Below are 8,985 nucleotides of genomic sequence, written 5' to 3'. Positions count from 1 at the left end.
GACTACCCACCCGAACTCCGCAGAATCGTCTACACCACAAACTTGATCGAGAACATCAACTTCCAACTCCGTAAAATCACCAAGAACCGCGGACACTTCGACAGCGACACCGCCGCAACAAAACTGCTCTACCTCGGACTCCGCAACATCACCAGCAACCGAGGCGGACCATCAGGAACCGGCACCCGAGGCTGGAAACAAGCACTAAACACCCTCGCCGCACTCTTCCCAGACCGCCTGCCACTCCACTAGAATCAGAGAAGAAATCATCCGTGGCTTACACGGAAATCATGACAGAGCCAAACTAAGTGCCAGCGTGCGACGTCCCAGCCCCCGAAGCCGGCGCTCCAATCAACCGGCCGGTCACGAATCTCAGCGATGACAGCGAGAGCCCGGCCTGACGTGACGTGAAGGGTCTGGACGGCATGCGAAACCTGCACACCCTGTTTCAGGGATGGCACAAATCGACCTACACCCACTGGGAAGAGAACGCCTGCGTGGAAGTCGGGACAACACCGGGAATGGTCGGCATCCGCGACACCAAACAACGCGAACTGCCAGACGCCGTGAGACCTCTCCTCGCAGTCTCCGAAGCCAGTTTCACCGCACTGCTGACAAAATTGGGCCGACTGGGCTGACCCGACGCCACACAAGCGACCGGATCTCCGAAGCACCTATGACCCGCCAGCGGAGACACACCCACGACGGGGTGTGCCCCGGCGTCGAACACCGCACTCACCCGGACCTGCCTGCCTTCGCAAGCCAGTACGTTGGCGACGAACTGAAAGTGGTGAGGACCGCACCCGTTCTGGTGGCCACTTCCGGACCATCGGCGTCCTCGATGAAGAAGCGGCCACTGACTACGCTGTCCGTGACCTGGCCCGCGAACGCGTCGACCGCGTGGCCGGTGTCGCGATAGCTGATTTCTCCATAGCCTCCCGGCTGAGGTACTGGCCGGCCGGAGCCACGCAATTCATGAATCCGGGCAATGTTCCGCGCGTGTGAAAGAAATCCGAGGTTCACATGGACTCGCTCAGAAAGACCGCGGTCGTCGCGGGCACGTTCTACTTGATCACCTTCGTCTCGATCCCGATCCTCGCGCTCTACGGCCCGGTCCGGGAACGAAACTACATCCTCGGCCCCGGCCCGGACACCGCCGTCTTCGTCGGCGGACTGCTCGAGTCGATCGTGGCCATCGCCGGCATCGGCACGGCCGTCGCGCTGTACCCGGTGGTGAAACGGCAGCACGAGGGAGTCGCGCTCGGGTTCGTCAGCGCGCGAGTCCTCGAAGCCACGTCCATCGGCGTCGGCGTGGCGAGCCTGCTGGCGGTCGTGACCTTGCGGCGGGCCGGAACCGGAGCCGACGGGGTGGTCACCGGGCAGGCACTGGTCGCCCTCCACGACCAGGCCTTCCTCCTCGGGCAGAGCCTCATCCCCGCCTTGAACGCCGTGCTGCTGGGCTACCTGCTGTACACGTCGCGCCTGGTGCCGCGGGCACTGCCTTTGCTGGGCTTCGGCGGAGCTCCCCTGCTCGCCGTGTCCACGGCCTTGACCTTGCTCGGCCTCAAGGAAATGAGCTCCGCCTGGTCAGCGCTCGCCGCACTCCCGATCGCCCTGTGGGAGCTCTCCCTCGGCATCTGGCTGATCGTCAAAGGCTTCAACCCTTCACCCCTGACGGCAGAGAGGGTAGGCGTCACCTGACCCTCGGCATCGCCATCCCAGACCCGGACGTCAACTGGGGTGACCAGCGAAGACGTCTCGGCGTGCAGCAAGCGGCCCGCAGATGGGAGGCACTCCGAGTCACCGGCATCTGCGACCGGGCATAGCGGGCGACGCTGCGGATGTCCTGGCCCGACCTTGACCATATGGGGCGTGACGTCCTGGCCATCCTCAGCGTTGTGCGTCAGCCCGGAATGCCACAGGTCGTGCGGCGTCCAACCGCCAGTCGCCTTCTTCAAGGCTTGGAGAGCGGCGTCGTAGCCGTACCGACCGCGGCTGGTGTCCGGGGTCAAGGTCGACCGGGCGGACGGCGCCTTTCACAGGCCTTTGGCGGCGCGGACGGTGCCGAGGTAGCGGGCGAGCAGCCGGGAGTTCGTTGGGCCCCTTGTCCGCCAGCCGCTTCCGCCAGACCTCAGAGGAGAGCCCGGTCTCCGTATCCGTTTCCGTCAGCCGGACGACTTCGGCCTCGGAAAGGCCGTGAAAGTGACATCGACGAGCCGCTCCCCCGAAGTCGTCATGAATCGTTCCTCCGGTTCGCCTGATCGGAAAGTCCCTCACCGACGCCAGGTACTCCCCGACGGCTCCGGATGCGGTCCGAAGTCACGGAGCGGCGGGGCCTTCGGCACTGTGGCGGCCGTTCGGATCGGGGAGACCCTCACAAGCGGAATACCCGTTGCAGAGGAGGACGACATGAAGGCGCTGGTTTACGACGGCCCGGGACGGAAAGCCTGGGTGGACCGGCCGGAACCGGAACTCGCCGCGCCGACAGACGCGATCGTCCGGGTCGACGCGGTCACCATCTGCGGAACCGATCTGCACATCCTCAAGGGCGACGTCCCGACCGTGGACAAGGGCCGGATCCTCGGGCACGAGGCCGTCGGCACGGTCACCGAGGTCGGCCAGGCCGTGACGACGGTCGAACCAGGCGACCGCGTGCTCGTTTCGTGCATCACCGCCTGCGGGAGATGCGAATACTGCCGGAAAGGGGTCTACGGCCAGTGCCTCGGCGGTGGCGGCTGGATTCTCGGTCACCGGATCGACGGGGTCCAGGCGGAGTTCGTCCGCGTGCCGTTCGCCGACACCTCGACCTACCTCCTGCCGAAGGGCATCGCCGACGAGGCGGCCCTGATGCTCGCCGACATCATGCCGACGTCGTACGAAGTCGGCGCCCGCAACGGGCAGGTCGGACCCGGTGATTGCGTGGCCATCGTCGGCGCCGGGCCGATCGGGCTCGCCGCGATCACCGCCGTCCAGCTGTTCGGTCCGAGTTCGGTCGTGGTGATCGACAAGGAACCGAGCCGTCTCGCCGCGGCGAAGACCTTCGGCGCGGACGTCGTCCTGCAGCCCGGCGAGGATCCCGCCACGGTCATCGCGGAACTCACCGGCGGTCTCGGCGCGGACGTCGCCATCGAGGCTGTCGGGATACCGGAGACCTTCGAACTGTGCACCAGGCTCGTCCGGCCGGGAGGCCATGTCGCCAACGTCGGAGTCCACGGCGCGCCGGCCACGCTGCACCTCGAGGATCTCTGGATCCGCGACATCACGATCACCACCGGCCTGGTGGACACGTCGAGTACGCCGATGCTCCTGCGCATGCTCGCGGCGGGACGGCTCGACACGAGCCGGTTCATCACCCACCGGTTCGGCCTCCAAGAGATGGAGGAGGCCTACGACGTCTTCTCGCGCCCCCAGGACAGCGACGCCCTGAAAGTCGCTCTCTTCCGCAACTGAACGACACGAATCCGCCTCCTGGCCACTGTGGACAGGAGGCGGATTCGTCGTCTCAGGCGCGTCGCTTCAGCGAATCGAGCACGCCTGTGCCGACCGGCTCCTCGATGGGGAGGTGCTCGTCGTCCAGCCCCGCGGTGAGCCGCTCGCGGACGTCCACAACGCCGTCCAGCCTGCGGATGAGCGCGACGATCACCGGGATCATGCTCGTTCGTTCCACCTCACCGCTGACGGTCACGACACCGTTGTGCACCACCACTGAAACGGTGTTCGGATCGAGAGACATCGACCGCAGCAGTACACCGGTACGCACCTCCTCGTTCAACTCGGTGTCGGTTCGCAGGAACCCCCGCAGCAGGTCGGACCTGCCGACGATGCCCACCAGCCTCGCCTCGTCGTCGACGACCGGAAGCCGGTGCACTCGGTGGTCTTCCATCACTCTGGCCGCCTCGGTGACCCCGGCGTCCTGCGCGATGGTCACCGCGGGCCGGCTCATCAGCTCACCCGCCACGGTTCCCTGGACCTTGCGCCGCAACTTCGGCCGGACCTTCAGGAACGAGTGCTCGGATTCCCGCGCGAGCAGGTCCTTCTGGGACACGACTCCCAGAACGCGGCCTTCTTCATCCACCACCGGAGCGCCGCTCACTCCCCATGACGCGAAGAGAACCGCGATCGCCTTGAAGGGCGTCTCGGGTTTGACCGTGAGGACGTTCGGGCGCATCACCGTCCGGACTCGACGACGATTGTTCATTTCGACTCCTTTCCGAATCAGGAAGTTCGGATGTCCCTGCGACGGAATCCCGCCATCCCCAGCGCGGTCAGCGCGGCGGCGAGCAGAACGAGCCACGGAAGGGAGGTGATTCCGGCCGTCGAGCCGGGCAGGCTCGGCAGGTGAGTGAACGGTGAGAGGTTCAGGATCGTCTGGGGGACGCCGAAGACCACGCCGAACTCGCCGACGACGACGATCGCGGCCAGCACCGCCCACACTGCTCCGAGCCTCCGTGGCAGCAAGCCGAACAAAGCGCACGCCAGCCCCGCGAGCACCCAGACCGCCGGCAGCTGGACCAGGGCCGCCGCCGTCAAGCGGCCGATGTCGGCGCCTGGCCGTCCGGTCTGCAGGCCGGACGAGAGCCCTGCCCCCAGCCCCGCCGCGGCCAGGGGAATCGCGCTCCCGGCCACGGCCAGCAAGACGTAACCGGAGAGAAGGCGAATACGCGTCACCGGCGTCGCGAGAAGCTGTTCGACGTGCAGAGCCTGTTCCTCGTTCTGCAGGCGCACCACGACCGACATCGCGTACACGGAGGCGATGACGCCGGAGATGCCCAGCTCGGCGGCGAAGAAGGCGTCCGTCAGCGCCTGTTGCCCACCCAGCGCGGTGATCAGCCGCTCGGCCTTCGGGTTGTCCAGGAAGCGGCCGATGCCGTTCGCGAGGTTTCCGAGTACCAGCCCCAGCACCAGATAGACCGCGGTCCAGGCGGCCAGTGTCGAGCGATTCAGCCGCCACAGCAGCCCGCCGGTCCCGCGCAGACTCCGGCCCGCGTGCGCCGGGCCGGGCCGGTCGGCCAGCACACCGGCGCCCATGTCCCGCCGGTCGCCGAGCCGGACCGCGACCAGGGCGAGTTGCAGGGTGACCGCCACCGGGATCAACGCCACCCACCAGCGTTCGCCGGCGAACGGGCGGATCTGCTGCACCCAGCCGATCGGAGAGAACCACGACAACCATTCCGGTCCTGAATCCCCGACAGCGCGCACGAGATACGCGACGCCGAGGACCGCGGCCGCGCCGCCGGTCGCGAGCCGTGCCGTCCGGCCGAGCTGCGCGGTGACCGCGGCGATGCCTCCGAACACCCAGCCCGCCAGCGTCCAGCCGAGGCCCAGTGCGAGGGATCCGGCCACCGGCAGCCCCGCGGCGACGAGACCGGCGGCGGTGAGGACACCGAGCACCAGACTCGTCGTCGCGGCGACGGCCAGGCTCGCGGCGAGCACGGCATGCCTGCCGAGCGCTCCGGCGCCGATCAGCTCCAGCCTGCCGGATTCCTCCTCCGCGCGGGTGTGCCGGACCACGGTGAAGATCATCAGCAGCGCCACCAGCGCGGCACCGAAACCGGTCAGCTTCAGCACCGCGGCCGCGCCGAGCGAGGACGGATCGTAGATACGGCCGTAGAAGGCGACCAGCGCGGGAACCGCGTTGACCCCTTCGGCGAACACGATCCGTTCCCGTTCCGACGGGTACAGGCCGGCGGTGGCGGCCGCCGCTCCCGCCGTCGTCACGACGCAAGCGAGTGTCCACAGTGGAATTCGGACGCGGTCGCGATGGAAGGCGAGACGGATGAGCTCCCCTGTTCCGCTCAGGGTGCTCATCGCTGAACCTCCACCGGTTCCGGCGTCTTCCGGTAGCGGCGCAGGAACAGCTCCTCCAGTGTCGGGGCCTGGCTCGTCAGGCTCCGGACACCGCACTGGCCGAGCGCGGAGAGCACGGAGTCGAGGCCGGCGTTGTCGACCGTCATCCGGACCGTGTCGCGATCCCGGCTGAAGTCGTGGACACCGGTCAGCGACGATAGGCCGTCCGAAGGAGCGGCGAGCCGCGCGGTGAGAGAGGTCCGGGTCAGATGCCTGAGCTCGTCGAGACTTCCGGTGTCGACCGTGCGCCCGCCCTTGATGATGCTGACGCGGTCGGACAACGCCTCCGCCTCGGAGAGGATGTGGCTCGACAACAGCACTGTCCGGCCGCGGGCGCGTTCCTCCCGGATGCAGTCTCGGAAAGCGTCCTCCATCAAGGGATCGAGTCCCGCGGTCGGCTCGTCCAGCAGGAGCAGTTCGGCGTCCGAGGCCAGCGCCGCGACGACAGCGACCTTCTGCCGGTTGCCCTTGGAGTACGTGCGGCCCTTGCGGGTCGGGTCGAGGTCGAAGAGTTCGAGGTAGCGCTCACGCCGCCGGTCGTCGATCCCGCCGCGAAGCCTCCCGAGCAGGTCGATCACCTCACCGCCGGTGAGCGTCGGCCACAACGACACCTCGCCGGGAACGTAGGCCAGCCTGCGGTGCAGCGACACGGCGTCACGCCAGGGATCGCCGCCCAGCAGGCGGACCTCGCCACCGTCCGCGCGCAGCAAGCCCAGAAGCAGCCGCAGGGTCGTCGTCTTGCCCGCCCCGTTCGGTCCGAGGAAACCGTGCACCTCGCCGGTTGCCACCGTCAGGTCCAGCCCGTCGAGTGCCTTGACGCGGCCGAACGTCTTGCGCAGGCAGCGGATCTCGATCGCGTTCATCGCATACCGTCGAGCAGCACCCGGCGCTCGGCCGCGGCGATCGCGGCACGGGCGGTGTCGATCACGTCCGGGTTCACCGAGATCGACGTGATCCCGAACCGCACGAGGTGTTCGGCGTACCCCGGCTTGGACGACGGCGCCTGCCCGCACAGCGACGAGGTGAGTCCGAGATTTCTTGCCGTGGTGACGATCTCGTCGATCGTACCGAGTACGGCCGGGTCGGCCTCGTCGAACAGTTCCGCGCAGACGGCGGAATCCCGGTCGACGCCCAGGACAAGCTGGGTGAGGTCGTTGCTGCCGATGGAGACACCGTCGATGCCGAGGCCCGCGTATTCGGGGAGCCAGTGCACCACCGAGGGGACTTCGGCCATGATCCAGCGGTGCAATCCGCGCTGCCGCCCGAGCGGGCTCGCGTCGACGAGTTCGAGGCAGGCCTCGAGCTCCCATTTGGTACGGACGAACGGGATCATCAGGTGCAGGTTCGGTGTCTGTTCCCGGACCCTGGCCAGGGTCCGCAGTTCGAGGTCGAACAGGTCCTTTTCCCGTACATAGCGGAAACAGCCTCGATAGCCGATCATCGGGTTGCTCTCCAGCGGCTCGTACGCCTCGCCGCCCGCCAGCCCGCGGAACTCGTTGCTGCGCAGATCGGTCGCCCGGTACACGACCGGGCGCGAACCGAACGGCTTGGTGATCTTCAGCAACGACTCGGTCATCGCGTCCACAAAGGACTCTTCCTCGCCCTTCGCGATCAGGTCGCGGGGATGCCGCCCGCCGAGCGCCTCGGTCAGCAAGAACTCCGCCCGCAACAGGCCGACGCCGTCCACCTGCTGCGCGGCCACCTCCTCGGCGTGCTCCGGCATGGCGAGGTTGACGTACAACCTGGTGCCGATCGCCTCCGGGGCCGCCGCGGCCTTCACCACAGGCTCGGTACGGGCAGGCGGTTGGACGAGACCGGCCCGCACCTCGCCGGCCGTGCCGTCGACGGTGACCGGACCGCGCCCCGCGAGAACCCGGGTCGCGTCACCGGTACCGACAACGCACGGGACCCGCAGCTCGCGGGCCACGACGGCGGCGTGACAGGTCATCCCGCCGCCATCGGTCACCAACGCGGACGCTCGACGGATGGCAGGAACCCAGTCGGGGTTGGTCATCGGCGCGACGAGTACCTCACCGTCACGCAGCTGACCGCCTTCGGCCGGATCGTGCAACACCCGCACCGTTCCACCGCAGACCCCGGGCGAGGCCGCCAGACCGGTCACCAGCACATCCGGCGTCCGCTCCCGGTCGGGCGGCAGCGTCGTGACAGGCCGGGACTGCACGATCCAGATCTCCTTGCCCACCAAGGCGAACTCGATGTCCTGCGGGCATCCGTAATGATCCTCCACGCGGGCGGCCAGCCGTGCCAGCTCGAAGACCATCGTGTCGTCGAGCACCCGGCGGCCCGCGGCCTCCCTTGGCAACGCCACCTTGACGTCTCCCCCGCCGACCTCCGCGATGATCTTGTGGCTCTTGCTGCCCACCCGGGTCGAGATCAGCCGCAGGCCGTCCTTCGACACCAGATACGTGTCGGGTTCGACGGAGCCCGACACGATCGCCTCACCCTGCCCGAACACCGCCTCGATCACGACCTGGCCCCGATCACCCGAGCGTGGGTCCGCGGTGAAGATGACGCCCGCGCGGTCGGCAGGGATCATGCGCTGCACCACCACCGCGATCGCGGGTTCACCGGTGAAGCCGCGGCTCGCCCGGTAGCCGATCACCCGGGGCGAGAACAACGACGCCCAGCAGTCCACGATCCGCTCGTGGACGGCGTTGTCACCCCAGACATTGGTGAAGCTCGCGTTCATCCCGGCGAAAGAGGCCTCCGCGCCGTCCTCGCCCGTCGCCGAGGACCGGACCGCGATCGGCATCGCCTGGCCGAGTTCGTGATACGCGGAGATCACTTCCGTGAGGATCTTCGCGGTCATCCCGGCCTTGTGGATCAGACCGTGCAGCTGATCGCACAGCGAGGCGAGTCGATCCGGATCGTCCGCGGCCGCGATGGCCTTGGTATGCAACTCGGCCACTTCACCGCGGACACCGGTTTCCTCCAGGGACGCCAGATAGGCCTCGCGCAGGACGACGAACCCGGGCGGGACCTCGAACCCCGCCGCGATCAGTTCACCGAGATTGGCTCCCTTGCCACCGGCAGATTCCGCGTCGGCGAGGTCGACGGCCGACAAGTCGCGCACGTAGCTCATGGATACCCTCCGGGCAGTTGGTCTTCTGAGCCATG

9 protein-coding genes are annotated in these 8,985 nt (G+C 67.8%); 4 read left to right on the top strand and 5 right to left on the bottom strand.

The genetic code is table 11. The features are described 5' to 3' along the window. The 3 genes from ACZ6YV_RS43525 to ACZ6YV_RS43515 all read left to right on the top strand — a co-directional run. Window positions 1-252, top strand: a 252-nt coding sequence (locus ACZ6YV_RS43525) for a transposase (protein ID WP_465515260.1), incomplete at its 5' end; no start/stop codon positions are given. Window positions 253-425: 173 nt separating this feature from the next. Beyond that, window positions 426-638 carry a DUF397 domain-containing protein gene (locus ACZ6YV_RS43520; protein ID WP_465515261.1) on the top strand — a complete coding sequence of 71 codons (213 nt, stop codon included), beginning with the start codon at window positions 426-428 and terminating at the stop codon, window positions 636-638. 385 nt (window positions 639-1,023) lie between these two features. After that, a complete protein-coding gene (locus tag ACZ6YV_RS43515) occupies window positions 1,024-1,701 on the top strand; it encodes a DUF4386 domain-containing protein (protein ID WP_465515259.1) in 678 nt (225 codons plus the stop codon). A 189-nt stretch (window positions 1,702-1,890) separates the two neighbouring features. Here the strand turns inward: ACZ6YV_RS43515 and ACZ6YV_RS43510 are convergent, their stop codons facing one another. Beyond that, window positions 1,891-2,277 (bottom strand): cation-transporting P-type ATPase, encoded by a 387-nt coding sequence (locus ACZ6YV_RS43510; RefSeq protein WP_465515258.1) that lies wholly within the window; start codon window positions 2,275-2,277, stop codon window positions 1,891-1,893. A 132-nt stretch (window positions 2,278-2,409) separates the two neighbouring features. Here ACZ6YV_RS43510 and ACZ6YV_RS43505 point away from each other — a divergent pair, with 132 nt between their 5' ends. Next, a complete protein-coding gene (locus ACZ6YV_RS43505) occupies window positions 2,410-3,450 on the top strand; it encodes a zinc-dependent alcohol dehydrogenase family protein (RefSeq protein WP_465515257.1) in 1,041 nt (346 codons plus the stop codon). 52 nt (window positions 3,451-3,502) lie between these two features. Here ACZ6YV_RS43505 and ACZ6YV_RS43500 read toward each other — a convergent pair whose 3' ends face one another. From ACZ6YV_RS43500 to ppsA, 4 genes are read right to left on the bottom strand one after another with little or no spacing between them, the layout of a single operon-like run. Then, complete coding sequence (locus tag ACZ6YV_RS43500) at window positions 3,503-4,198, bottom strand: CBS domain-containing protein (protein WP_465515256.1); 696 nt, start codon at window positions 4,196-4,198, stop codon at window positions 3,503-3,505. Window positions 4,199-4,215: 17 nt separating this feature from the next. Further along, window positions 4,216-5,808 (bottom strand): ABC transporter permease, encoded by a 1,593-nt coding sequence (locus ACZ6YV_RS43495; RefSeq protein ID WP_465515255.1) that lies wholly within the window; start codon window positions 5,806-5,808, stop codon window positions 4,216-4,218. Beyond that, window positions 5,805-6,710 (bottom strand): ABC transporter ATP-binding protein, encoded by a 906-nt coding sequence (locus tag ACZ6YV_RS43490; protein WP_465515254.1) that lies wholly within the window; start codon window positions 6,708-6,710, stop codon window positions 5,805-5,807. The genes ACZ6YV_RS43495 and ACZ6YV_RS43490 overlap by 4 nt, the downstream gene beginning before the upstream one ends. Continuing rightward, a complete protein-coding gene (gene ppsA, locus ACZ6YV_RS43485; protein ID WP_465515253.1) occupies window positions 6,707-8,950 on the bottom strand; it encodes a phosphoenolpyruvate synthase in 2,244 nt (747 codons plus the stop codon). The genes ACZ6YV_RS43490 and ppsA overlap by 4 nt, the downstream gene beginning before the upstream one ends. Window positions 8,951-8,985: the final 35 nt, after the last annotated feature.

The organism is Amycolatopsis sp. NPDC102522, assembly GCF_055584485.1.
Note: the sequence above shows the minus strand (reverse complement) of the source record. Positions and strands in the feature narration are given on the sequence as shown.

Excerpts from the sequence above, each read along its gene's own strand:
- ppsA (WP_465515253.1), bottom strand. The coding sequence starts at position 8,950 with ATGAGCTACGTGCGCGACTTGTCGGCCGTCGACCTCGCCGACGCGGAA.
- ACZ6YV_RS43505 (WP_465515257.1), top strand. The coding sequence starts at position 2,410 with ATGAAGGCGCTGGTTTACGACGGCCCGGGACGGAAAGCCTGGGTGGAC.
- ACZ6YV_RS43515 (WP_465515259.1), top strand. The coding sequence starts at position 1,024 with ATGGACTCGCTCAGAAAGACCGCGGTCGTCGCGGGCACGTTCTACTTG.
- ACZ6YV_RS43490 (WP_465515254.1), bottom strand. The coding sequence starts at position 6,710 with ATGAACGCGATCGAGATCCGCTGCCTGCGCAAGACGTTCGGCCGCGTC.
- ACZ6YV_RS43500 (WP_465515256.1), bottom strand. The coding sequence starts at position 4,198 with ATGAACAATCGTCGTCGAGTCCGGACGGTGATGCGCCCGAACGTCCTC.
- ACZ6YV_RS43520 (WP_465515261.1), top strand. The coding sequence starts at position 426 with ATGCGAAACCTGCACACCCTGTTTCAGGGATGGCACAAATCGACCTAC.
- ACZ6YV_RS43495 (WP_465515255.1), bottom strand. The coding sequence starts at position 5,808 with ATGAGCACCCTGAGCGGAACAGGGGAGCTCATCCGTCTCGCCTTCCAT.